A 24,328-nucleotide genomic window follows, 5' to 3' on the forward strand; every position below is an offset into this window, starting at 1 on the left:
GGATAAAAATAAAAATTATTATTTTTAATAAATTAGTTTTTTAAAAAAACTAATTTAGGGGATGGAAATTATAATATTACCTTATTTCGTAGTTCTCAGGAAAGAAGCATTCTTCTTTAAACTCTTGTTAGAAAACTTATTTAAATATTAAAAATCATAAAAATTATTTATTTAATAATTAGTTCTCACTTTTTCAGTGAGAAATAATTAATGGATTAATTTTTCTATTAAAATATTATTAATGTTACGCTCATTCTTGTCAAATTCGATGCCTATCAAATAGATTTCTTTTTCTTCTGAAAGATACTTTTCGTAGTATTTTTTCTCTTTTATCTGATTAAGAGCTCCCTTGCCGTCTTCTTTAAATTCAATAATATAGATTACGTCATCGAATTTTAATGTGATATCAATTCTGCCCTTGTTTGTCACATCTTCTGCTATTAAATCCACTCCCAGCGCTTTCATGTAAGCATAAAATACACTCACATAATAACCTTCATACTCATAAAGCTTCTCACCTGTGAAATTATTGTAAGGAATAGATGCATATAATGATTTTAGCTCTTGCATAAACATATCTAAATTTTTATTTAAAAGTGAGAGATAAAGATTATTACTAATAATTGCGGAATTATGTGATTTTGTAATATAATCAGCAATGCTTCCAAAAAGGGAAAGCTCAACTTCATAATTAGGTATATCAAGATAGTAAAACATTCCTCTAACTGTTTTTTCTTCTTTTGCAATTGTCAAATACCCTGTCTGCCACATTAGTACTTCAACATCGATGTTATCCACATCAAAGCTGTCAAGCATACGATAATCCTTCACTGCTCGCTCTAAATTTGGCAAATGATAACGGTTTTTCTCTATCATCTTTAGTAAAAATGTGGGGGTAGCCGTGGAAAACCAATAATTGCCAAATTCACATCCTTTTGAGATAAATAAAAGTATATCAAAGGGATTATATACAGACTCACCAAGCCAGCGATAACCGTTGTACCACTTTTTTATTTTCTCAAAATCTTGCCCTTTCAAATGCTCTGCAAATTCTGTTTCCAGATCTTTCTGCGTATATCCGCAAATTGTGGCATATTTTTTATCTATTGTAATATCATTCAAATTGTTTAGCCCAGAAAATAAACTTACTTTGGAAAACTTACTTACTCCTGTGATAAATACAAACTCAATATATGGATCACTGTCCTTTATCACAGAGTAAAAGTTTTTTAATTCTTCTCTTATCTCTTTTGCTCTCTTGCTATCTTCAATGTTATCTAAAATTGGCTTGTCATACTCATCAATTAAAATTACTACTCGTTCACCATGTCGTTTCATTGCTTGTAAAATAACTTTTTTAAACAACCCGCCAATTGTTTCACTCGTTGGCATATCGATTGATAGCAAAAGGCAATTTTCCTCTAATATTTCTTTGATTCTGCTATTTAACGTAGTTGCATCTTTTATTCCACCACTTCCAAAAGATATGTGAATTACAGGATACTTTTTGAAGTCGTGTTTATCGTAAATATAAAGCCCTTTGAAAAGCTCTTTGTTACCTGAGAAAATCTCTTTTAATGTATCAAGGAATAAAGTTTTACCAAACCTCCTTGGGCGAGAAAGAAAATAGTATGAGCCATTTTCAATCAATTTTAATGCAATTTTCGTTTTATCAATATAAACGCAGTTATTTTCCTTTATTTTACGTAAAGTTGAAATTCCAATGGGCAATTTTTTCATAATTTACTCCTGCTAATACACTCTTGTATCCTAATTATAATAAATTTTTATGTAATTTAAAATAAAAAGTGCAGGTAGAGATTAACCCAAGTTTGTCAAAACATTTGACAAACTCAGGTTAAGCTTTTGGTTGCTTTTTTCATTACTTTTATTATAGTCATAGCCAACTGTTTAGAAATTTGGTGTCAATTTTGGAGGGAAGGATGATAGTGAGATTGAGTGAAATTGAGCCGAAAGAAGTGGTAAAACCACGTGATGGTAGAGGAAGTTTGATAAATTTTGGTTATGAAGCTGCTACAAAGTTTGGTGGTAAGATAAAAATGTTTTCGGTGGTGGAATTAAAGCCAGACTCAAAGGTTGGTTATCATGTGCATGAAAATGATATGGAGATTTATTTAATTCTTGATGGAAAGGCTGTTGTGAGTGATAATGGAAATGAGGATTTGTTAGGTCCTGGAGATATGCTGATTACTCCAAAGGGAGAGGGGCACGCAATCGAAAATAAAACAAATGAACCAATAACATTTTTAGCAGTGATAATAGAGTAGCCTATGATTACAATTAACGAGACACCTGTTTTAGTTGGAACAAGCGGTTATAAGTACGATGACTGGAAGGGGAGTTTTTACCCTAAAAGTATTTCTAACTTTCATATGCTTTCATATTATGGGAAAAAAGATTATTTAAATCTGCTTGAAATAACATTTACATTCTACAATATCCCTTATCAAAATACTGTTAAAAGCATTGTGGATAGAGGGGAAAATCTTTCTTTTTCAGTAAGATTAAATAAAAGGTTTTTAAAGGGTAGATATAATAAACAGGATGTAAGGGATTTTTATGCTGGTTTAAAACCTATGATTGATAAAGGAAAGCTTGAAGCTTTGTTTGCAGATTTTAATTTTTCTTTTTCTGCCTCTAAGGAAAATTTTGAGCATATATTAAGGCTTTCAGAAGAATTTAAAGAGTTTCCACTCTTTTTTGAGTTGCCCAATCGCACATGGTACAAGGACAGGTTTTTAGAGTTGTTTCGTGAACACAGAATAGGTATCATAGTGTTGGATATGCCAAAGATTAAAGGACTTGCACCTTATTATCCGTTTTCTTCAAATAATTTTACTTATTACAGGTTGTATGGACGTAGCAAATTGTGGCTTACTCCAGAAGATAAATATCTTGATTATAAATATAGTAAAGAGGAATTGACTGAGTTTATTGATGATATAAAAACTCTTTCATTAATAAGTAAAAAGGTGTTTGTAAGTTTTTGTAATGTGGTAAATGCATCAGCCTGCAAAAATGCCGAAGAGTTTGTACAGCTAATAAAAGAAAATGAAGAGGTTTAAAAAAGCTGCTGCTCTAAAATATAAGCCAAATAGCGATAAAGCGCCAAAGCTTGTAGCCAAAGGGCAGGGAGTTATAGCAGAAAAAATTATTGAGAAGGCTAAAGAGCATGGTGTATTTATTCAGAAGGATGCTGATCTTGTAGAGGCGCTTACCACTTTAGATCTGTATGAGGAGATACCTGAAACTTTATATAAAGCGGTAGCTGAAATTCTTGCCGAACTATACAAGATTAATAAAAATCTTACCTAAAGTTTTATTGAATCATAAGAAAAAAGTTAAAAAACTGCTTGACATAAATTGACTCAACTTTATATTAATATTAGCACTCGGTAGATGAGAGTGCTAGTAAAGAGGTAAAAAATGGTGAAGCTTACTGAAAGAGAAGAAACTGTATTAAAAATAATTGTTGATGAGTATATTAACAGTAGTGAGCCGGTAGGTTCCCGTTTTGTGTCAAAAGTGGGACCTTTGAAGTTGAGTCCTGCTTCTATTAGGAATATCATGAGTGATTTGGAGGAGAAAGGGTATATTTATCAGCCTCATACATCTGCAGGACGTGTGCCTACGGATTTGGGGTATAGGTACTACATTGATAAATTTGTAACAATTTCACCTATTTATTCAGAAGAAATAAAAAAACTTTCAGAAAAACTTAATGCCACCAATTTAAGGACTCTTTTCAAAGAGGCCACAAAACAATTGAGCAGACTTACTCATTCTGTGGGTTTTGTGGTGACTCCAAAATCAAATATGCTATACTTAAAGCATATAGAGTTTTTGAAGTTAAATAAGTTTGATGTGTTGGCAATTCTGGTAACAAAAACAGGGATCGTGCAAAATGTAATCTTACATTTAGATATAGATATCCCTGATAATGTTTTAACTCAGATCAGCAATTATTTGAATGATCATTTTAGCGGTTATTCGTTGATGGAAGTAAGAGAGAGACTTTTTAAAGAGATAGAAAAAGATAAGCAGTTATTTGATAATTTTATGGATTCATTTCAAGACTTTTTACCAAGAATTTTTGAGATGGATGAGGTGGAAGGCGAGCTTTACTATGATGGTACAAGTAACATACTGGATATGCCGGAATTTAATGATGTGAACAAACTTAAGGAGTTCCTTAGAGCTTTTGAGGAAAAAACATTAATTTATAAAATAATAGATAAATGTGCTGAGGCTGATAGTGTACAGATATTTATTGGATCTGAAATTGATGAGAATGTTGATGATTTTGGCCTTGTGATTAAACCTTATTCAAAAGGGAATAAAATTTTGGGTACATTGGGCATTATAGGTCCAAAAAGGATGAGGTATCCTCACGTTGTTCCTATAGTTGATTATACAGCTGATTTACTAAGTGAAGTAATTGAACGGTTAGGAGGTAGCGATGAGTAAAAAAATAAAAATTAATAGGGAAGAAGAGTTGGTAAAAGATGAAACAGAGCAAGAAAAGAAAAAAACTTCTCAGGAAAATATAAAGGATAAAGGAAGTAAGCAGGAAGAGATTGAAAAGCAAGAGGATGATGTTTTGAAAAAGTTAGAAAATGAAAATAAAGAGTTAAAAAAGCAGTTACAGGAAAAAGAGGATGCTATTTTAAGATTGTCTGCTGAGCTTGATAATTTCAGGAAAAGACTTTTAAGAGAAACAGAAGAAAAGCTTAAATATGCTAATCAGGTGTTGCTTGAAAGTCTGTTGCCTGTAATAGATCATCTGGAGATGGCGCTTAGCCACATAAAGCCGGATTCTCCTGTGGAGTCATTGAAGCAGGGAGTGGATCTTACTTTGAAGCAGATGAAAGATATTTTGGCTAAATTTGGTTTGAAAGAAATCGAATTAAATGTGGGAGATGATTTTGATCCTAATTTCCATGAAGCTTTGATGCTGGATTATAAAGAGGATTTTGATAATAATAAGGTTACTCAGATCTTGCAAAAAGGTTACACCCTTAATGGCAGGGTGATAAGGCCTTCAAAGGTCTCTGTAAATAAAAAAGAAGAAAAAAATAATGATAATAAGGAGGATAAAAATGAGTAAAGGTAAAGTAATAGGTATCGACCTCGGTACAACTAACTCTGTTGTGGCTATAATGGAGGGAGGTCAGCCTAAGGTAATTGTTAATGCCGAAGGTATGACTACTACTCCATCTGTTGTGGCTTTCACTGATAATGGTGAAAGACTTGTTGGATTGCTTGCAAAAAGACAGGCTGTAACTAACCCTGAAAACACAATTTTTTCTGTAAAAAGATTGATTGGTAGAAAAATCGATGACCCTCAAGTAGAAAAGGCTAAAAGGATTTTACCTTATAAAATAGTTCCATCCGATAATCAGGACGCATGGGTTGAAGTAAAAGGTAAAAAGTATGCTCCACCTGAAATTTCTGCGATGGTATTACAGAGATTGAAAAAGACTGCTGAAGACTATCTTGGTGAAGAGGTAACTGAAGCAGTAATTACTGTTCCAGCATACTTTAACGATGCTCAGCGTCAGGCTACAAAGGATGCTGGTAAGATTGCAGGGTTGAATGTTTTAAGAATTATAAACGAGCCAACTGCAGCTGCCCTTGCTTATGGACTTGACAAAAAGAAAGATGAAAAGATTGCTGTATATGACCTAGGTGGTGGTACATTTGACATCTCTATACTTGAGTTAGGGGATGGTGTATTTGAAGTAAAAGCTACAAATGGTGATACTTTTCTTGGTGGAGATGATTTTGATAACAGAATAGTAGAATGGTTAATTGATGAATTTAAAAAGGAGACAGGCATAGATTTATCTCAGGATAAAATGGCTCTTCAAAGATTAAAAGAGGCGGCAGAAAAGGCTAAGCATGAGCTTTCCACTGCTCTTGAAACAGAAATCAACTTGCCATTCATTACAGCTGATGCTACTGGGCCAAAACACTTGATTAAGAAGCTGAGTAGGGCAAAACTTGAGCACCTGGTAATGGATCTGGTTGAAAGAACTCTTGAGCCTTGTAAAAGAGCATTAGAAGATGCAGGTTTGACTCCATCAGATATTGATGAAGTCATACTCGTAGGTGGTATGACAAGGATGCCACTTGTACAGCAAAAGGTTAAAGAATTTTTTGGTAAAGAGCCTCACAAAGGGATTAACCCTGATGAAGTTGTGGCAATAGGTGCTGCAATCCAGGGGGCAGTGTTAAAAGGTGATATTAAGGATGTGTTGTTATTGGACGTTACACCACTTTCATTAGGTATTGAAACACTTGGTGGTGTAATGACAAAAATTATTCCAAGGAATACAACTATTCCAACAAAGAAAAGTCAGGTATTTACAACTGCTGCTGATAACCAGACATCAGTTACAATACATGTATTGCAGGGAGAACGTGAATTAGCAAAAGACAACAAATCAATAGGTAGATTTGAGCTCGTTGGTATTCCTCCTGCACCAAGGGGAGTGCCACAGATTGAGGTAACTTTTGATATTGATGCAAATGGTATATTGAGTGTATCTGCAAAAGACCTTGGTACAGGTAAAGAGCAGTCTATCAGAATTACTCCAAGTAGTGGTTTGACTGAAGAAGAGATTGAAAAAATGGTTAAAGAAGCTGAATTACATGCTGAAGAAGATAAGAAGAAAAGAGAGCTTGTGGAGCTTAGAAACCAGGCTGATACACTTATCTACTCCACAGAAAAATCTCTTAAAGAACATGGCGATAAAGTAGATGCTGCTACAAAAGAGGAAATTGAGAAGGCTCTTGATGAATTGAAGAAGGTTCAGGCTGGAGAGGATGCAGCCGCTATTAGAGCAGCTATTGATAAGTTAACATCAGTATCACATAAACTTGCTGAAGCTATCTATAAAGCTACTGCTAGCGCATCTGGAGCTGATACAGGAGCAAGTGCAGGAGAAGCTGAAACAGGCAGCGGTTCCCAAGAGACAAAACAGGAAGATGTGGTAGATGCTGATTACGAAGAGGTAAAGGAAGATAATAAGTAGATTTTTATGGTAAAAAGTGATAATTAGTAGAGGTTGCTTAATGAGCAGTTGGCCATTTATTGGCTAGCTGCTCATTTTTTAATATTTAGAAGGAATATTTTCAGTTGCTCTGGTTGTATTGCAAAGGCTGATAAATGGAAGCGTTGAGCAAAACAAATTTAAAAAACAATATGTAATTAGTTCTCACTGAAAAAGTGAGAACTAATTATTAATAATAACTTTATAGTTATTTAATTAGTTTTATAGCAAAGAGTTAAGAAGAATGCGCTATTTATGAAAACCATGAAATAAAGTAATATTATAAGTTTCATCCCTCAGTTTTTTATATAAATTATTAAAAAACTGGTAGAATTTTTATAGTAATACTGGTAGAAATTAAATATTATAAATTAGTTGCCACTTTTTCAGTGGCAACTAATTAAAAAAAAGTGAAACTTCTTTGTGTGAGAAGTTTCAGCTTAGTAATAGGTATAACCTCTAAATTATTTGAAGGAATTTTTATGATTGCTGAATAATAGCTGTTTTTTTATATTGATGGAGGTTAGGATTGGCAAAAGATTATTATGAAATTTTGGGTGTTCACAGAAACGCTACTGAGATAGAAATAAAAAAAGCTTATAGAAAGCTTGCTCTAAAATATCACCCTGATAGAAATCCAGGGGACAAAGAAGCTGAAGAGAAGTTTAGGGAAATAACAGAAGCGTATCAGGTATTAATAGATCCACAGAAAAGGGCTCAATATGACCAGTTTGGTCGTGTTTTTGATGACGTTGGAGGAGCTCAGGATTTTTCTTCTACCATTTTTGATGACTTCTTTGATGATATTTTTGAAGGATTTTTTGGTTTTAGCAGAGGTGGGAGAAGAAGAGAGCGACCAACCAGAGGAAGTGATATAGAGACTGACATTGAAATAGAGTTTGAAGAGGCTGTTTTTGGTGTATCAAAGAAAATTACCATAGAAAAGGAAGATCTCTGTCCAAGATGTGATGGCTCAGGTGCTGAACCAGGTGGTAAGCAGACATGCCCCACTTGTCATGGGAAAGGGCAGTTTGTTCAAAGACAAGGTTTTTTTACTGTATCAACCACTTGTCCTACATGTCATGGTAGCGGACAAATTATAAGGGAGACATGTAAAGAATGTCGTGGTCGTGGCTTTAAATATAGCAAAAAGACTATTGAAGTAAAAATCCCTCCTGGTATTGATGCTGGCATGACATTAAGAGTTTCTGGAGAAGGGAATTCTGGAAGATATGGTGGTCCATCAGGTGACTTGTTTGTAAATATTAGAGTAAGACCACATAAGTACTTCAAAAGAAAAGGGAACGATATTTATCTAGAATTGCCTATACCTTTTACCGATGCTATTTTAGGAACAACTGTTTCAATTCCAACATTAAAAGGGGAAAAGACATTGGAAATTAAGCCTGGGACTCAACCTGGAGATAGAATTGTTTTAAAAGGTTATGGTGTACCTGAAGTGAAAGGATACGGAATAGGTAATATGTATGTTAATATTAGAGTTGTGTTACCTAAAAAGCTCAGTAAAGAAGAGAGAAAATTGATTAATGAATTTAAAAAAGTATCTGGAAACGGTTATATGAAAGAAGACAAATCATTGTGGGATAAATTTAGAAGATTTTTTAAAAAGTAGGGGTGTGTTGTCATACACCCACATTATCTATGGATTTTAAGAAAAGATTTTTTAGTGGCGATTGAAAATGGAATATTTAAAAAGATTTAAGATTCTTGTTATAATTGGTATAATATTAAGTGTAGCAATTTTTACACTTCATTTAGTATCTTCTTTCAATTCTTTGAAATATATGAAAAAAAATCTAATAGAACTTGGTAAGTTTATCACATATTCTTTTGAGGTTAGTAATAGGTTTCTATTTTTAAACAGCCGGGTTGGATCAAAACGTTTTCAAGAGTTTTCCAAAGAGTTTTTATCCAATGAGGCTATTTATAATCTTATAATATATGATAAAAGTGGGAAAATACTTTTAAATGGGAAAAATAAAGTTGTAAAATTTAAGAAAATTTATCCTAAAGCTGAAAGTATAATTGAAACGGATGATTATATCATCATTGTTCGAAAAGTTGAGAGACGGTTTGGAATGGGTATGATGGGGATGATGCGTCATATGCAAGAAAGAACTAACCAAGAATTTTATGTGGCGCTATTCCTTGATAAATGTAGTTATAACTATTTTAAAAAGAAAATGCTTTCAGACTTATTACAGATGATTGTTCTTTATCTTTTTATGGTTATAATTTTGCTGTATTCATATAGATTGTTTAGACTCTATGCTGTATTGACAAACAAATTAAAAAGAATTGAGAGAAATGCAGAGCTAGGTAAATTTGCGAGTTTATTAGCCCATGAGATAAAAAATCCTCTCAGTTCGATGAAAGGTTTGTTGGAATTTACTTTGGATAAAGAAACAGATTTGAAACAGAAGGAGATATTGTCAAAGGTCAAAGATGAGATGGAGAGGTTAAATAGTCTTGTAAATGATTTTTTGACTTTTGGTAGAGAAGTGTCTTTAAGAAAAAATGATTGTAATATCTTACAGCTAATAGATGAAACTATAAATCTGCTGAGATATGATATAGATAACAAGAAATTAAAGATATCAATAGAGAAAGAACCATTTGTTATAAATGTAGATAAAAATAGGATGATTCAGGTTTTGATGAATCTTATACTAAATGCAATAGATGCATCAAAAGTAGGTGATAAGATAAAAATTATTGTGAAAGACAAAAAGGTCATTATTATTAATAACGTTTATAATAATGATGATATAAATAAGGAGAAAATTTTTGAGCCGTTTTATACCACCAGATCTAAGGGAAGTGGTTTGGGGCTTGCTATTGTAAAGAAAATTATGGAAATGCATGGATATAGAGTATATGTTGAAAGTGTTAACCCTTTTAAAATAGTATTGGATTTTGGAAATGGAAGATAAGAAGAAGATTTTAATTGTTGATGATGAAGAAAATCACCGTTTTATGTTAAAGCTTCATCTTGAAGATGAATATGTTGTGGATGAAGCGTCTAACGGTGTCGAAGCTTTAAGTAGTGTAGAGTCAAATCATTACGATTTGATCCTTCTTGATATCAAGATGGATCTTATGGACGGATTGACCTTTTTAAGTCATTTGAGAAGAAAGGGGATGAATACGCCCGTTATTGTTATATCAGCCTTCAACAATGTGAGAACAGCAGTGGAAGCTATGAAGCTTGGTGCTGTGGATTATATCACTAAACCGGTGGATGTGAAAGTCTTGAAAAAGCAGATTGAAGAACTATTGAGTAGTAAATCCGGCGAGGAAGAAGTAAAAATTGTTGATGATTATTATTATGAAGGTGTTTATTCTGAAAATGGTCTTGGAAAGATTATTGATCTTTTAAAAATGGTTGCTCCCACAGATGCCACAGTTTTGATTATGGGAGAATCTGGAACCGGGAAAGAACTGATTGCAAGATCCATCCATAATAATTCTCCGAGAAAAGGCAAGCCGTTTCTTGCTGTAAATTGTGCTGCATTAAATGAGAACTTGATAGAGAGTGAGCTGTTTGGTCACGAAAAAGGTGCGTTTACAGGTGCCGATAAAGCTAAGCCTGGTAAGTTTGAACTTGCTGATGGAGGAACAATATTTCTTGATGAAATAGGTGAACTACCGTTGCAGACTCAAGCTAAACTCTTAAGAGTATTGCAAGATAAAACCTTTGAGCGTGTGGGTGGTTTGAAAACATTAAAAACAGATGCAAGAATAGTGGCTGCTACAAATAGAAATTTGGAAGAGATGGTGAAAGAGGGCAAATTTAGAGAAGACCTTTATTTTAGGCTTAATGTATTTCCCGTTTTTGTTCCACCTTTAAGGGAAAGGAAGAATGAAATACCGCTGTTACTTAATTTTTTTATAAAAAAGTATAGTGAAAAATTTCAAAAAATTATCAAAGGGTATTCAGATGATTATTTGAAAGTCTTGATGAAATATAATTTTCCGGGAAATATCAGAGAACTTGAGAATATTGTTGAAAGAAGCATAATTCTTTGCAGAGGGGAAATGTTAACACGTGATCTTTTACCACCTTTAAAGATGGAAAATAGCAGTAGTAAAAAAAGTAGCATGAAAGAACATGAAAAGATTTTGATAGAAAAGGCATTGAAAGAAACAAACGGAAATAAAAGCAAAGCTGCAGAATTACTTGGGATATCAAGGAAAACATTACATAATAAAATTAAAGAATATAATATCGAGGTGTGATGTGTCAGATAAGTTATGGGGTGGACGTTTTGAATTACCTACAGATAAGTTTGTGGATGAGTTTAATGCATCAATCCATTTCGATAAAAGACTTTACAGATACGATATAAAAGGGAGCCTTGCACATGTGGAGATGCTTGCGAAACAAGGTATAATTAAGCCTTTAGAGGCTGAAAAGATAAAAGAAGGGTTGCTGCAAATATTGGATGAAATTGAAAGAGGAGATTTTGAATTTAGAACTGAAGATGAAGATATACACATGGCAATTGAGAAAAGGTTAAAAGAAATAGTTGGAGATGTAGGTGGAAAGCTGCATACGGCTAGAAGTAGGAATGATCAGGTGGCTGTGGATGTGAGGATGTATTTACGTGATGTGGTGGAGGATGTAAAAAAATACATAAAAGCTTTTTTAGAAGTGTTGGTGAAAAAAGCTGAGGATAATATTAATGTGATAATGCCAGGTTTTACACATTTGCAGACAGCTCAGCCTATTCTTTTTTCTCATTATTTATTGGCTTATTTTCAGATGTTTAAAAGAGATTTTGAGCGATTTGATGATTCTTTAAAGAGATTGAACAAAAATCCTCTTGGTTCATGTGCTCTTGCAGGTACTACTTTTCCGATTGATAGATTTTTTACTTCAGAGCTTTTAGGGTTTGATAATCCTACTGAAAACAGTCTCGATTCTGTAAGTGATAGGGATTTTGTTTTGGAGTTTTTAACCAATGCTTCCATATGTCAGATGCATCTTAGTAGACTTTGTGAAGAGTTGATTATTTATGCTACAAGTGAGTTCAATTTTATAGAGTTTTCAGATGATTATTGTACCGGTAGCAGTATTATGCCACAGAAAAAAAATCCTGATGTGGCAGAACTTATCAGGGGGAAAACGGGAGCAGTTTATGGTAGCATGATTGGTTTATTTACAACAATGAAGGGGTTACCTCTAGCATATAATAAAGATATGCAGGAGGATAAGATACCTCTATTTAATGCTGCTGACAATTTGCTTGGCAGTCTGAAAATAATTTCACCAATGATAGAGAAAATGAAAATTAATAGAGAGAAAATGTACGAGGCAGCATCAAAAGGGTATTCCACAGCCACTGAGCTTGCAGATTATCTTGTTAGGAAAGGTTTACCTTTTAGGGATGCCCATTTTGTCGTAGGAAAAACGGTGAAATATGCTATTGATAAAGAGAAGAAACTTGATGAGCTTTCTATTGATGAATTGAGACAGTTTTCAGAGTTGATAGATAGTGATGTGTATGAATATATCAGTGTGGAGAATGCAGCCAAAAATAAGAACAGTTATGGTGGTACAGGGCTGAAATCTGTGATGGAGCAAATTAAGAATGCGAAACAATTTCTACAGGCTATTTAATTTATTTATTATAGTAACAGTTCTTTTTTTGGGTTGTGGGAAAAAGACAGATCCTATTTCAAAGAGCGTTTTTAAAATTGAGCCTCCCTCAAAGGATGCTGTGAAGTTAGTTGATAATGGTTTTAAAATAGTTAACAGCTCAAAGGATTATATTTTAGAGGTTTACAAAAAGGCAGATGAAAGCTGTACTAAATATAACCTCATTGCTAAAGTAGAGCCTAGAAAAAGTATTATTGATGAGGATGTGAAATCTGGGCAGAGAGTTATTTATAAACTTGTACGCAAACACCCTGAATATAGGGTATATTCAGAACCTGTTTATATTGAAAAGGTTTTTGCCAAAAAAGCATTTGTCAAGGTTGATAGAATTGTAAAATATGGTGATATTTTTGAAATTCGATTGAATTTTTCTAAAAATACTAAATTTGTTTTGTATGGTTTTGAAAAAAGTAGTCTTGATAAAATTTCAACAAAACCTCTGATTAAAGTAAAAACTGATAAGCCGATGAAAATATTTATATTACCTTACAATGATTATAATTTTGAGGGGGATTTGATTAGCGTAGAGATAATTCCTGCTTATTTTGAAAAATTAAATCCAGTAAAAAATATAAAGGTGATAAAAAGGAAAGACGGATATCTGATTTCTTGGGAAAGTGATGCCCCTAAAACAAAAATTATTGATGAGGACACAGGTAAAGTAATTTTATTGACCGATACAAATTTTGTAGAGGTTGAAAGGTGTTCTAAATATATTTTAATTGCCACAAATGGTGTTGTGGATTCTGATGGTGTAACAGTTAATCCTTGTGATTAGATTTTGGTGAGCTAATGGTTGTATAACTGGAGTCACCCCATTTTTTTGAAATAATAACAATAAAATATTATTAATTTCAATAAGTTATGAGAAAAAATCCAGAGATAAAATATCTTCCTCATTCTCGTGGCACATCCAGTGCCACTTGCGAGGTAAATCCCTCTAAAACCGCCGTCCGTGGCTCATTTTTGGGATTTAAACCCGGAAGATATTTTATCTCTGGCGTATATAAACAAGGTTTTGCAAAAAATGGGGTGACACCAGTTGTATAAGTGTTGAAAATTTTTTATTTGTAGTTATAATCTTCAAGTCTTAAAAATAGGAATCCAAAAGGGAGAGGTTGATATATGTTAACTTTACTCATTTCTTTGTCAGTTTCCCTGCTTGCAGCACTGGGACTTTATTTTGTCACTTATAATTATATTTGGTCATTAATGCTGATGGTTGTGTTAATTCTTGCGTTAAACTTTTTTATCGGGAGACATTTTTTAAAGAAATTGACAACAGTTTTTCAAGAAATTGAAAAGGATTTAAAAAATAATCGCTTTGAAAAGGCGATAAACAGGCTGAAAAATGCTTATTCTTTTTCAAAATGGCAGTTTTTTGTTAAAGAGCAGATAAATTCTCAAATCGGTATTATACTTTATATGCAGAAGAAATTTAATGAGGCTAAGGATTATCTTGAAAAAGGGTTTGCAAAAAACTGGATGGGTATGGCTATGCTTGCTACCCTTTATTTTAAAGAGAAGAATTATGAAAAAGTAAAATCAACAATGGAAAAGGCTATAAAAAATGCTCCTAAGGAAGGTTTTCTTTACAGCTTGTATGCATATTTCTTAACCGAAATGGGTGAAAAGGATAAAGCCATTGAGATTCTTGTTAAAGGTAGCAAAAAGGCACCTCTTGATGAAAAGCTTGAGTCTAATTTAGAAGCGTTGAAAAATGGTAAGAAAATGAAAATGAGAAATTATGGTACATTATGGTTACAATTGAATATTGAAAAGATGCCGCAAGGTTTTAAACCGTATCAGATGGTTCTTGCTAGGCAAAAAATTAGAAGAAGATAGATGTTAAAAGACATTCAAAGTCAGTTTGACGATAGAAATCTCGCAATAGATAAGGTCGGAATTAAGGGAATTAAGTATCCGATTATTTTAAGAGATAAGAGAAAAGGGAGTCAGCATACCATTGCCACTATAAATATGTTTGTTAAACTCCCTCACAATTTTAAAGGAACACACATGTCTCGCTTTGTGGAGATACTTAATAAATACAGGGAAAATATAAGCATATCCTCTTTTAAAGAGATATTGGAAGAGATGAGGATAAGGCTTAATTCAGAAGAGGCTCATTTTGATATGGAATTTACTTATTTTCTTGAGAAAGAGGCTCCTGTTTCTAAACAAACTTCCTTAATGGATTATTTATGTAGGTTTAGTGGCAATGTTTCTGATGAAAAAATGGATTTTATCCTTTCTGTTACTGTTCCAGTTATTAGCGTTTGTCCCTGTTCGAAAGAGATAAGCGCTTATGGTGCACATAATCAAAGAAGTTATGTTACAATTTCTGTACGTTATAATCGTATGGTGTGGATTGAAGACCTGATAGAGATTGCAGAAAAGTCAGGTAGCTCTCCAATTTTCTCGTTATTAAAGCGTGAGGATGAAAAATTTATTACTGAATGCTCTTATGATAATCCGGTTTTTGTGGAAGATATTGTAAGGAATGCTGCGCAGTATTTGCTGGAAGATGATAGAATCGATTGGTTTGAAGTCTCAAGTGAGAATTTTGAAAGTATTCACAACCATTCTGCTTTTGCATCTATAACTATAGATAAAAAGAAAAAATAATAAAAGTAATAATTAGTTCTTACTTAAAAAGTATATTTTATTTTATTAATTGTGGAATAAAAAATAGTAAAATCATAAAAAATATTGAAGGTATTGCACAATAAAAATGCTTCAGAGATACAACTTATTGGTAAACAAGAGATTGCTTCGGGACTTACGTCCCTCGCAATGACGATAACATTAACGTCATTGCGAGGAGCGGTAGCGACGAAGCAATCTTTAATTTATCAGTGAGTTATAAGAACATTAAGGTAATATTGTGCAACATCCTTAAATGTATTTATTGCTACTCGATTGTTCAAACATGCGTTAATACACTATTACTTTTAAAAGAAGCATTTCTTTGGTTGGAGTGGGATAAGATCTTGTCTAAAGATAAAATATGAAAGCCCCTGAGATAGGGGCTTGAGAGTGTTTTTTATGCGTTAGGTTTATAACCGTATTTAATGGAAAGTTTTTGAGCACCTTCAATTATTACCGGGATAATCTCTCTTTTTATTCTTTCATCATCCATTCTTTCAACAGGAGCAGAGATGCTTATGCCTGCAATTACTTTTCCCATAAAGTTGAAAACTGGAGCTCCAACGCACTTTACTCCCACTTCAAATTCTTCATTATCTATAGCATACCCTTTTTTGCGAACATCTTCAAGCTCATCTAATAAATCATCTATGTTATCAATTGTATTATCAGTCATTTTAACGAGTTTATCTGAATAATATTCTTTTATTTTATCAAGTTTTAGATATGCAAGTTGTGCCTTACCTGTGGCAGTGGCATATGCGGGGCCAATATTTCCTATCCTTGGTACTACTCTTACTGCATGATCAGTTTCGATTGCATTGAGATATACTATATTGCCTTTTCGCAATACACTGATATGAACTGTTTCATTTACCTTCTGTTTTATCTCAAGGAGAATTTGTTTTGAAGCATCGATTAAGTTTAATTTATTGAGGTAAGCTTGTGATATCTGGAAAGCTTTAACATCCATTCTGAAGTTACCAGTTCTTTTGTTGTATTCCACATATCCAAAGTTTTCAAGGGTTGCTAACAGCTTGTTAACATTGCTTCTTGTGAGACCAAGCTTTGCACCAATTTCACTGATGCTAAGCTCTTGTTCACTTCTTCCTAAAAGTTCTAAAATGTCCAATGCATTATTAACTGCTTGAACAGCATATTCAGATTTGTCTCTACGCACTTCTAACTCCTTTAAAATAGTGTTTAAACTGTAACTCGTTATAAGAAAATTATAACTTACAAATAAAAAATGTCAATAGGAACAAAATAAAACTATGTTAACAATGTATTTATCAATTTATATTATAATAATATTTATTTTTGTCAATGACAATATAAATCTGGAGTGACTCCAGAATTAAATTCTAATATGTATTTATTGTTGACTATGAGATTGCTTCCCGAGCATCTAATTTGAAAAATGATGATGTTGAGCTGGTTTTGTTTAGAAATGGGATATGGTATTTGCGGAATGAGTCCTCATGTTAGGTGCTCGGTCGCTGGTGACGACATCATTACCGTCATTGCGAGGACCGAGCACCTAACATCTTAGGTGCTCGGGACGAAGCAATCTCTTTTAATTAGTTACTGCTGAAAAAGTGTATTTTATTGATAAATGGAAAATTATTCATTTGTGATATTTATAAAAATGATACTTAAAGGGGGTAACCCCCTTTAAAACCCCCTATAAAGAAAATAAAATGGATAAGAATTTATTTATTATTTTTTACATAAATTAGTTTTCTAACGAAAACTAATTTAGGGGGTAAGTCCCCTTTAGAACCCCCGAAGAGGTTTAGAGTTTACAATAAATTATATAAGATAACAGATTTTAGTAATTGATGGATAACAATCAGTATAATAAGGAAAAACATATTAACTATTAATTAGTTGCCACTTTTTCAACACGTGTAATAATATTGTACACATTCTAACTTTGAACAATAAAGCTTGAATTGTTCACAGTCAATATATTACTCAAATGCTTTGTTACACGTGTTCAGTGGCAACTAATTAGTTCCTGCTTTTTAGGAAATTAGTTTTAGAGCGAAAACTACGAAAAAATGTTTTTACGCAAACTAATAAAACTCAAATTTTTGTAAAAAATGGAGTGACTCCAAGTAAAATTTTTATTGACAAAATAGAACATTGCATATATTAAATAAGTCCCCAATATGTTTATGTTTAAGCGGGTGTAGCTCAGTTGGTAGAGCGTGACCTTGCCAAGGTTGAGGTCGCGGGTTCGAGTCCCGTCACCCGCTTTTTCTTTTTAAGGCGACGTGGCCGAGTGGTTAGGCAGCGGTCTGCAAAATCGCGTACCCCGGTTCGATTCCGGGCGTCGCCTTCAACCTTTCAAGATATCCTTAAGTTTTTCTAATTCTTTGTAAAAGCTTATTCCTGCAATTCCGTAAAATCCGTTATCTTTGAGCAAAGATACATTTTCAGAATTTATCCCTCCAAGCGCATATACTTTTTTCCCTGATGGGATATGAACGGAATGACCTATTGGAGTGATGGGGTAGTCTTTTTTTGTAAAAAATATAGGGCTTAGTGTGTAGTAATCGGCATCAATTCTGGATATTTCTTCCAAAGAGTGGGCGGAGTAGCCAATGGTTAGATAGGGGAATTTATTTTTGATCACTTCAGGAGGTATAGAATTTTTATTTAAGTGAACACCTCTTAAGGATAAAATATTGGCAATATCTACATGTTCGGAAATTATTAGTTTTTCTCTATCTATAAATTTTATTAGTTGTAGAGTTTTTTCATAAACAAAGTTTAAATCATTTTCTTTTATCCGAAACCAGATAAAATCTACATAATTATTAACTGATTTTGCGACTGCTATATAATCATTTAAAAATGTATTGTAGTCGAGAACTTGAAGGATTTTCATTCTTTTAATAACTCGGCAAATAAACGATTGAATGCTCCTCTTACAGTATTTCTGACGTTTTGAAAATCGGAGACGATTTTTTCATGGGCATTTTTTTTGTAACCGAAAAAGTGTCCGATCTGTGCTAACAGATTATCATCATTGGGAAGTTTAGAAGTAGATAAATTTTGATAAACCCTAGTCAAATTTTCAATATGTCTTAGAAAAAGATAAGAATTGTGAAGTGCATAGAAATTTCTGTTTGTAATCAGGCCTAAATCCCTTAAAAAATGTAGTATATAGTGAGTATTGGTCCCTTTTAAAAGTTCTGAAGTATAACCATATCTTAATTGAAATGATTGAGCAATGAATTCAATATCTATTAGGCCTCCATAACCTGCTTTGAAATCATTTTTACTAGGAGGAGAGCCTTTATCTTTCTCTATTCTTATTCTCATATTGTATATTTCTTGCAATTGTTCTCTTGTAATTTCTTTTGTGAAAAGTATTCTGTTTTTTATCTTAAAAAAAGTTTGAGTAAGTGAAGATTGCTCATTAATAACATCTGCTCTTAAGAGTGCTTGTTTTTCCCATGTCATTGATTCTTTTTTGTGGTATTCGTCAAAGGATTTTATTGTGGTGACAAGAGTTCCGCTTGATCCACTAGGTCTTAATCTCATATCAACTTTATAAAGAAATCCGTTGTAAGTCATCGTTGATAGATAATGTATTGCTTTTTGGACTAGTTTTGAGAAGAATTCCCGGTTTGTAATTTTTTTCAAACCATCTGTGAATCCATTATCTTCGTATAAAATTATTAAATCGAGATCGGATCCAAAACTGATTTCAAAACTCCCAAGTTTACCTAAACCTACAACAAGATAGTCAGAAACATTTTTATCAACGGTGATTGGGGTTCCATATTTTTCTTTCAATTTATCAAAACTTCTTTCAAAGGCTAAAATAGTGAATGCTCTTGCAATATTAGTGAGGGAATACATAGTTTGTACAATGTTTATGCTTTTGTTAAGATAAAGATATCCTATATTAAAAATAAATTCTTTTTGTTTTAGCCTTAAAAGTTCATATTCTAGCTCTTCATCAATATTTTTCTTGCTAATAGTATCCTTAAGTAAAGAAAGTATTTTTTCTACGGTATAATCAGGGGAAATAGGATCGTATAAAAATTCTAACGTATTTGGATTATTTAAGACAATTTCTGATAGATGTTTACTCATTGCAAAAAGGTTAGTTAACTTTTGCAAAAAATGAGGAGATTCTAAACTTAAATCATATATCAAATAAAGGTTAGATCTTCTTAAAAAAAGTTTTTCATAGAAACTCAAAATTTCATCAGGATTTTCATATTGGTAAAGATTTGGGATAATTGTTTTGAAAAAAAGTTTTAATAGTTTCTTTTCATCCTTTTGTCTTGGAGTGTATTTGTTACCCCTTATTATCTGTTTTATAATTTTTGCACACTTTTCAGGATTTTTTATATTCTTACTTTTTAGGAATAAAGTTATGTCTTCTGTATCTAGCTCTTCATCAAACAGAACAGAGGTCTCATCATAATTTTTATTCTCTAAAAGCTTGGAGAAGATTTCATTAACTGAAGAGGTGATTTTATTATATTTTTCTTCAAATTCCTCTTTAGTCTTAAATCCACATCTTTCAAGGTATAAATGAAATGTTGCGCTGTTTTCTGGAATTGTGTGGGTTTGCAATTCATTTTCAACTTGGGCCATGTGCTCGAGTTTTCTTAAAAATTTATAGGCTTCTGTTAATATCTCAGCATCTTTTTCGTCTAACAATTTTTTATCAGCTAACTTTTTTAGCCCCTTCAACGTATTTCTGTGAAATATTTCAGGATGTTTTGGGTAATTTAGTATTTGAAGAGTTTGAACAATAAATTCTATTTCTCTAATACCACCAAATCCAAGTTTTACATTTTTTTCATTTTTTGATTTTAAATCTACCCGATGTTGAATTTTTCCTTTAATTTCTATTAAGTCATTGATTAATTTAGTATCAAGAGTTCTACGAAAAACAAAAGGTCTTACTGTCTCAAGAAATTGATGTCCAAGATCAATATTTCCGGCAACAGGATTTGCCTTTAAAAGCATCATCCTTTCCCAGCTTTGACCATAAGTTTCATAATAAATTTCATAACTTCTTAAAGGCAAAGCTAATGCTCCCTTTTCTCCATCTGGTCTAAGTCGTAAATCAACTCTAAAAACGATACCTATATCGTCTCTATCAGAGAGATAATGAAAAATTTTCTCACCTAGTTTTACAAAAAATTCGTGGTTGGATATTTTTTTATATCCATCTGTTATTCCTTTTTCCGTACCATACACATACATTATATCGATGTCCGAACTGAAATTTAATTCTTCACCACCTAGTTTACCTAATCCTATAATAGTGAAAGGAACTTCATCCCCATTATGATCTCTTGGGATACCAAAGTCTTTCTTTAATTGGTTGTAAGCATATTTATAAGTGACTTCTAAGACTGCAGAGGCAAAAGAAGAGAGATGGAAAGTGGTTTCTGATACATCAAAATTTTTAATAAGGTCATTATAAGTGATGATAATATATTCTTCCATTTTTTTATGTCGTAAAAATGTGCAAAATTGTTGTGGAGTAAAATTCAAAAAATCGAATTTTGAAATATCTGCAAGTATTGCTTGTTTGTCTCTAGGTTTTCCTAATAATTGTTTAACATTTAAAATTGATTCTGGAAATTTTAGAATGTAATTTTTTAAAAATAAGGAGTGCTTACATAAATAAGTTATTTCTTCTATAATATTTTTCTCTTTTATATTTGATAACAGTATTTCTTTTAGGTTCTTAAACATTGTTAAACTTCCGGTAAATATATTCTTACTATAGTTCCTTCACCAAAAGTACTTTCGATATTCATAAATCCACCTGATTCTTTAATTACTCTATTTACTAAAGTAAGTCCTAAGCCACAACCATTTTCTTTGGTAGTATAAAAAGGTTTAAAAATATTTTTTAAGATATCATTTCTGATACCAGGACCATTATCATTAAAAGTTATTTTTATAAAGCTTTGTTTATTAATTTGTTCTTTATCAATTATAATACTTATTGTGCCTTCTTTTTCGCCGATTGCTTCTACAGAATTTATTATAATATTTAAAAATGCTTGAATAATACTTCCTTTAGCAATTCTCAGTCTAGACTGTGGAATCAAATTGATATATGTGATATAGATATTTTTAGGAATATAATTATTAACAAGTTGAATGAAATTTTTCATCAGTTCTTCAGAGGTTAATTCTACAGTTTTAGGTTTTCTTTGATGAGAAATAGTTAATAAATTTTCAATATGTTCTTTAGCTGAGATAATTATAGACTTCAAAGTGTTTATGTAGTGTTGTGAGTTTTCTTTGTCTTTTTCAATTAATGATAAATAAATCTGTATATTATTGATTGTATTTTTAAAATCATGAGAGATGCCTGATGTGATTGTGCTTATGATTTCATGTTTTTGAGCTTGTTGAAGCTTTTCTTCTATAGATTTTTGTTCAGTTATATCATTGATTATTGATAACGCTTTATTTCCATTTGTAAGTTTTATTGTATGAAGTTCAAAAATTCTCTTGTCAGAGGTATAGATGACAGATGAGTTGTGTCCTTCTTTTTCAACAATTGCAAGATGTTCTTGGAGTGATTTTTCATTATTAATTAATTTGTTTAAATTATCTCCCATGTTAATCCCTAAATTTGTTGCATTATCATTGAATTCTGAAATTTGAAGATTTTTCAGGTTATAAACAATGGCTGCTAATGGAAGATAGTTAAAGAAAAGTCTGTAACGTTCTTTTTCAATGCTTAATTCTCCTGTTCTTTCTTCAACTAATTTTTCAAGTTTTTTATGAGAGGCGAATAAATTAAAGATAATAAAAGTACCCATTAAGAAAGAGATGGAAGCTAAGAGGATTATCAGAAAATTTATTTTTCTGAAATGGATTTTAAGACTTCTAGCTGTAGGATCATGAATTTCTTTAACAACAATAAAATATTTTAGTCCTTTGATGTTGTATTCAAAAATATTATTTTTCTTTGTAACTGCAGGCTTATCTTTTAAATATATTACAACAGATTCACCCAAAACATTTTTAAATTTTTTTAATACGTTATCGAAAAAGATGTTGTATGGTACAAATTTTATTAAATAAAAATTGTTATTGTTACTGATTTTTGCAGTAATTCCTATGCTTATAAACGTTTTATTTACAATATCCAACTTTTTATTATCAAAGTATTTTACATATAGAAATGAAATTTGTTCCGTATTAGTTTTTTTTAATCTGATAAAAAAATTTGCAATATCTGGAAATGATAAAATAGAAAAACCAACAAAACTTTTTCTTAATGGATGTGTAAAAACTATATTTCCTTCGTGTGAAATTAGCATGATGAAAGATTCTGTATTATTATCTATAATTATCTCACTGTATTGTGGAAAATTGTTAATATCATGGGTGATGAGTTTTGATAAGATGTGAAGCTTTTCTATTTCAGAATTTATATTTGATTCAATTTTATTATTAAGTTCAGTAATTAACATGTTAATCTGTTTTGTATTCGATTCTTTGATTATATTATATTCTTTTTTTTGTAATTGAAGTATAATGAAAAAGGAAAATATAAAGATAAAAATTAGAATAAAACCGGAAAAAGCAATTTTTTTTAACATATTTACTATCCAAATATTAGTTTTGTTTATAATACTAATTAGTTGCCACTGAAAAAGTGGCAACTAATTTATTATAATTGATTTATTTCAATATTCCTATAAAAATTCCCCCAGCTTTTGAATAATTTTTACAAAAAAATGGGGGATGTAACCCACTTTTAAGTATTTATAAAATAAATTTTATAAAATGAAAACTTATTTAAAATTAATAAAATCATAAAAAATTTTCTATTTACTAATTAGTTCTCACTTTTTCAGTGAGAACTAATTAGTGAGAGCTCTAAATTTAATAACTTTATATGCTAATTAATAGTATTTGCAAACATTAAAATACCAATAGGTAATTGAATATTTAATTCTTTTGCTCTTTTTAAATTTACAGTAAGTTCAGCTTTGGTATATTTGATATATGGTATTTTGGATATGGGGAATCCTTTTAATAGTTTTTTAACAATGACTCCAGCTTCAATTCCATGATTGTAACCTGATATAGTAACACCCATGAGGGCTCCATTTTTTACCATCCAGCTTAATAGAGTAATTTCAGGAAGTTTGTTATTTCTTAATGTCCACTTTAAGACGTCAGTATTGTGTAAGTAATTACCTTTATTATCTTTTATCTTTGCACATGTTAGAATGATTAAAATATCATAATTGTCTTGTGCTTCTTTTATTTCTTTTTGCCAATCTGTAAAAAATTCAATATTTTTTATAGTTATTTGCATACTTTTATAGGTTTTTGGACATTTTTCTAGAGCTGATAAGGAACTGATGCTTTTGTCAGATAAAAGTAAAATTTTCTTTGCAGTGGGGAATGCTTCTTGAATTATTTCAAAAGTTTGTTCAAAATAAATATGCTCAAAAACTCCTGTTACATTGTTTACTTTTTCAAGCTTGTAGTAAGATTTATCTCTGTTTATGCCAGCAAATACTATTTTCTTGTCAGTATTGAAGTATTTTTTACACACAAACTCTAAAGCATTATCATCAAGACATACTAAAATTTGAGGATTTTCTTTCTTTATGATTTCTTCTGCTTTAAATATATTTTGGGTTATTTCATAACTTGAACCGTGTTTGGAATTAAGATAAACTTTATCTGTCTTTTCTTCTGGAATTATTTCAAAAAAGCCTTTTTCGAAATCTATTACCCAAGGGAAATCTTTATGATAACTTATTACTAGAAGTACTTCTTTGGAATAGGCTGTTTGAGCAAATATTAAAAAAATGAGTAAACATAGTTTGATATTGTAATTCATTTAACTTTTTTAAATAAAAATTGATCATTTGTCAACAGCTGATAAAACTAG

Annotated in this window: 19 protein-coding genes and 2 tRNA genes; 15 read left to right on the forward strand and 6 right to left on the reverse strand. The window is 31.6% G+C overall.

The features are described from left to right. Window positions 1-207 precede the first annotated feature (207 nt). The gene (locus FHQ18_RS03620; protein WP_149265806.1) at window positions 208-1,740 is read right to left on the reverse strand and encodes an ATP-binding protein; all 1,533 of its coding nucleotides are present in this window, start codon (window positions 1,738-1,740) and stop codon (window positions 208-210) included. 203 nt (window positions 1,741-1,943) lie between these two features. Between FHQ18_RS03620 and FHQ18_RS03625 the strand changes: the two genes are divergently transcribed. The 13 genes from FHQ18_RS03625 to folE2 all read left to right on the forward strand — a co-directional run bounded on the left by FHQ18_RS03625 (window position 1,944) and on the right by folE2 (window position 15,387). Next, the gene (locus tag FHQ18_RS03625) at window positions 1,944-2,288 is read left to right on the forward strand and encodes a cupin domain-containing protein (protein ID WP_149265807.1); all 345 of its coding nucleotides are present in this window, start codon (window positions 1,944-1,946) and stop codon (window positions 2,286-2,288) included. Window positions 2,289-2,291: 3 nt separating this feature from the next. Further along, window positions 2,292-3,086: a DUF72 domain-containing protein gene (locus tag FHQ18_RS03630; RefSeq protein WP_149265808.1), complete on the forward strand. Its 795-nt coding sequence runs from the start codon at window positions 2,292-2,294 to the stop codon at window positions 3,084-3,086. After that, entirely contained in the window at window positions 3,073-3,336 is a 264-nt protein-coding gene (locus FHQ18_RS03635; protein ID WP_149265809.1) for an EscU/YscU/HrcU family type III secretion system export apparatus switch protein, read from the forward strand. Before FHQ18_RS03630 ends, FHQ18_RS03635 begins: the two co-directional genes overlap by 14 nt. A 111-nt stretch (window positions 3,337-3,447) precedes the next feature. Then, complete coding sequence (gene hrcA / locus FHQ18_RS03640; protein WP_149265810.1) at window positions 3,448-4,488, forward strand: heat-inducible transcriptional repressor HrcA; 1,041 nt, start codon at window positions 3,448-3,450, stop codon at window positions 4,486-4,488. Further along, complete coding sequence (grpE, locus tag FHQ18_RS03645; protein WP_149265811.1) at window positions 4,481-5,128, forward strand: nucleotide exchange factor GrpE; 648 nt, start codon at window positions 4,481-4,483, stop codon at window positions 5,126-5,128. Before hrcA ends, grpE begins: the two co-directional genes overlap by 8 nt. Beyond that, window positions 5,121-7,058, forward strand: a complete 1,938-nt coding sequence (gene dnaK / locus FHQ18_RS03650) for a molecular chaperone DnaK (protein WP_149265812.1) — start codon at window positions 5,121-5,123, stop codon at window positions 7,056-7,058. The genes grpE and dnaK overlap by 8 nt, the downstream gene beginning before the upstream one ends. Before the next feature lie 547 nt (window positions 7,059-7,605). Beyond that, window positions 7,606-8,709, forward strand: a complete 1,104-nt coding sequence (gene dnaJ, locus FHQ18_RS03655) for a molecular chaperone DnaJ (protein WP_149265813.1) — start codon at window positions 7,606-7,608, stop codon at window positions 8,707-8,709. Between the two features lie 67 nt (window positions 8,710-8,776). Beyond that, complete coding sequence (locus tag FHQ18_RS03660; RefSeq protein ID WP_149265814.1) at window positions 8,777-10,030, forward strand: sensor histidine kinase; 1,254 nt, start codon at window positions 8,777-8,779, stop codon at window positions 10,028-10,030. Further along, a complete protein-coding gene (locus FHQ18_RS03665) occupies window positions 10,020-11,336 on the forward strand; it encodes a sigma-54-dependent transcriptional regulator (protein WP_149265815.1) in 1,317 nt (438 codons plus the stop codon). Before FHQ18_RS03660 ends, FHQ18_RS03665 begins: the two co-directional genes overlap by 11 nt. 1 nt (window position 11,337) lies before the next feature. Beyond that, on the forward strand, window positions 11,338-12,720 hold the full coding sequence (gene argH / locus FHQ18_RS03670; protein WP_149265816.1) for an argininosuccinate lyase: 1,383 nt from the start codon (window positions 11,338-11,340) through the stop codon (window positions 12,718-12,720). Beyond that, window positions 12,692-13,537 (forward strand): hypothetical protein, encoded by an 846-nt coding sequence (locus FHQ18_RS03675; protein ID WP_149265817.1) that lies wholly within the window; start codon window positions 12,692-12,694, stop codon window positions 13,535-13,537. The genes argH and FHQ18_RS03675 overlap by 29 nt, the downstream gene beginning before the upstream one ends. Window positions 13,538-13,884: 347 nt before the next feature. Further along, entirely contained in the window at window positions 13,885-14,604 is a 720-nt protein-coding gene (locus FHQ18_RS03680) for a tetratricopeptide repeat protein (RefSeq protein ID WP_149265818.1), read from the forward strand. Next, entirely contained in the window at window positions 14,605-15,387 is a 783-nt protein-coding gene (gene folE2 / locus FHQ18_RS03685; protein WP_149265819.1) for a GTP cyclohydrolase FolE2, read from the forward strand. A gap of 418 nt (window positions 15,388-15,805) precedes the next feature. Here folE2 and FHQ18_RS03690 read toward each other — a convergent pair whose 3' ends face one another. Then, the gene (locus tag FHQ18_RS03690; protein WP_149265820.1) at window positions 15,806-16,588 is read right to left on the reverse strand and encodes an IclR family transcriptional regulator; all 783 of its coding nucleotides are present in this window, start codon (window positions 16,586-16,588) and stop codon (window positions 15,806-15,808) included. Window positions 16,589-17,596: 1,008 nt separating this feature from the next. Between FHQ18_RS03690 and FHQ18_RS03695 the strand changes: the two genes are divergently transcribed. Both FHQ18_RS03695 and FHQ18_RS03700 read left to right on the forward strand, forming a co-directional pair. Next, window positions 17,597-17,669: transfer RNA gene (locus FHQ18_RS03695), tRNA-Gly, on the forward strand. Window positions 17,670-17,681: 12 nt separating this feature from the next. Then, window positions 17,682-17,752, forward strand: a tRNA-Cys gene (locus tag FHQ18_RS03700). On the opposite strand, the gene FHQ18_RS03705 is transcribed toward FHQ18_RS03700, so the two are convergent. The 4 genes from FHQ18_RS03705 to FHQ18_RS03720 all read right to left on the reverse strand — a co-directional run bounded on the left by FHQ18_RS03705 (window position 17,753) and on the right by FHQ18_RS03720 (window position 24,277). Continuing rightward, window positions 17,753-18,304 (reverse strand): thiamine phosphate synthase, encoded by a 552-nt coding sequence (locus FHQ18_RS03705; protein WP_149265821.1) that lies wholly within the window; start codon window positions 18,302-18,304, stop codon window positions 17,753-17,755. It abuts the tRNA gene before it with no gap. After that, the gene (gene glnE, locus FHQ18_RS03710; protein WP_149265822.1) at window positions 18,301-21,147 is read right to left on the reverse strand and encodes a bifunctional [glutamate--ammonia ligase]-adenylyl-L-tyrosine phosphorylase/[glutamate--ammonia-ligase] adenylyltransferase; all 2,847 of its coding nucleotides are present in this window, start codon (window positions 21,145-21,147) and stop codon (window positions 18,301-18,303) included. The genes FHQ18_RS03705 and glnE overlap by 4 nt, the downstream gene beginning before the upstream one ends. Before the next feature lie 2 nt (window positions 21,148-21,149). After that, the gene (locus FHQ18_RS03715) at window positions 21,150-23,018 is read right to left on the reverse strand and encodes a two-component system sensor histidine kinase NtrB (RefSeq protein ID WP_149265823.1); all 1,869 of its coding nucleotides are present in this window, start codon (window positions 23,016-23,018) and stop codon (window positions 21,150-21,152) included. Window positions 23,019-23,320: 302 nt separating this feature from the next. Then, complete coding sequence (locus FHQ18_RS03720; protein ID WP_149265824.1) at window positions 23,321-24,277, reverse strand: ABC transporter substrate-binding protein; 957 nt, start codon at window positions 24,275-24,277, stop codon at window positions 23,321-23,323. Window positions 24,278-24,328: the final 51 nt, after the last annotated feature.

Origin of the sequence: Deferribacter autotrophicus (assembly GCF_008362905.1) — a bacterium.
GTDB classification, from domain to species: Bacteria; Chrysiogenota; Deferribacteres; order Deferribacterales; family Deferribacteraceae; genus Deferribacter; species Deferribacter autotrophicus.

What these genes read in the sequence shown, in the direction of transcription:
- FHQ18_RS03630 (WP_149265808.1), top strand. Translation starts at nt 2,292, where the DNA reads ATGATTACAATTAACGAGACACCTGTTTTAGTTGGAACAAGCGGTTAT.
- FHQ18_RS03660 (WP_149265814.1), top strand. Translation starts at nt 8,777, where the DNA reads ATGGAATATTTAAAAAGATTTAAGATTCTTGTTATAATTGGTATAATA.
- FHQ18_RS03625 (WP_149265807.1), top strand. Translation starts at nt 1,944, where the DNA reads ATGATAGTGAGATTGAGTGAAATTGAGCCGAAAGAAGTGGTAAAACCA.
- glnE (WP_149265822.1), bottom strand. Translation starts at nt 21,147, where the DNA reads ATGTTTAAGAACCTAAAAGAAATACTGTTATCAAATATAAAAGAGAAA.
- hrcA (WP_149265810.1), top strand. Translation starts at nt 3,448, where the DNA reads ATGGTGAAGCTTACTGAAAGAGAAGAAACTGTATTAAAAATAATTGTT.
- dnaK (WP_149265812.1), top strand. Translation starts at nt 5,121, where the DNA reads ATGAGTAAAGGTAAAGTAATAGGTATCGACCTCGGTACAACTAACTCT.
- FHQ18_RS03720 (WP_149265824.1), bottom strand. Translation starts at nt 24,277, where the DNA reads ATGAATTACAATATCAAACTATGTTTACTCATTTTTTTAATATTTGCT.
- FHQ18_RS03675 (WP_149265817.1), top strand. Translation starts at nt 12,692, where the DNA reads ATGCGAAACAATTTCTACAGGCTATTTAATTTATTTATTATAGTAACA.
- FHQ18_RS03680 (WP_149265818.1), top strand. Translation starts at nt 13,885, where the DNA reads ATGTTAACTTTACTCATTTCTTTGTCAGTTTCCCTGCTTGCAGCACTG.
- grpE (WP_149265811.1), top strand. Translation starts at nt 4,481, where the DNA reads ATGAGTAAAAAAATAAAAATTAATAGGGAAGAAGAGTTGGTAAAAGAT.
- folE2 (WP_149265819.1), top strand. Translation starts at nt 14,605, where the DNA reads ATGTTAAAAGACATTCAAAGTCAGTTTGACGATAGAAATCTCGCAATA.
- FHQ18_RS03620 (WP_149265806.1), bottom strand. Translation starts at nt 1,740, where the DNA reads ATGAAAAAATTGCCCATTGGAATTTCAACTTTACGTAAAATAAAGGAA.
- FHQ18_RS03635 (WP_149265809.1), top strand. Translation starts at nt 3,073, where the DNA reads ATGAAGAGGTTTAAAAAAGCTGCTGCTCTAAAATATAAGCCAAATAGC.
- FHQ18_RS03665 (WP_149265815.1), top strand. Translation starts at nt 10,020, where the DNA reads ATGGAAGATAAGAAGAAGATTTTAATTGTTGATGATGAAGAAAATCAC.
- FHQ18_RS03715 (WP_149265823.1), bottom strand. Translation starts at nt 23,018, where the DNA reads ATGTTAAAAAAAATTGCTTTTTCCGGTTTTATTCTAATTTTTATCTTT.
- FHQ18_RS03705 (WP_149265821.1), bottom strand. Translation starts at nt 18,304, where the DNA reads ATGAAAATCCTTCAAGTTCTCGACTACAATACATTTTTAAATGATTAT.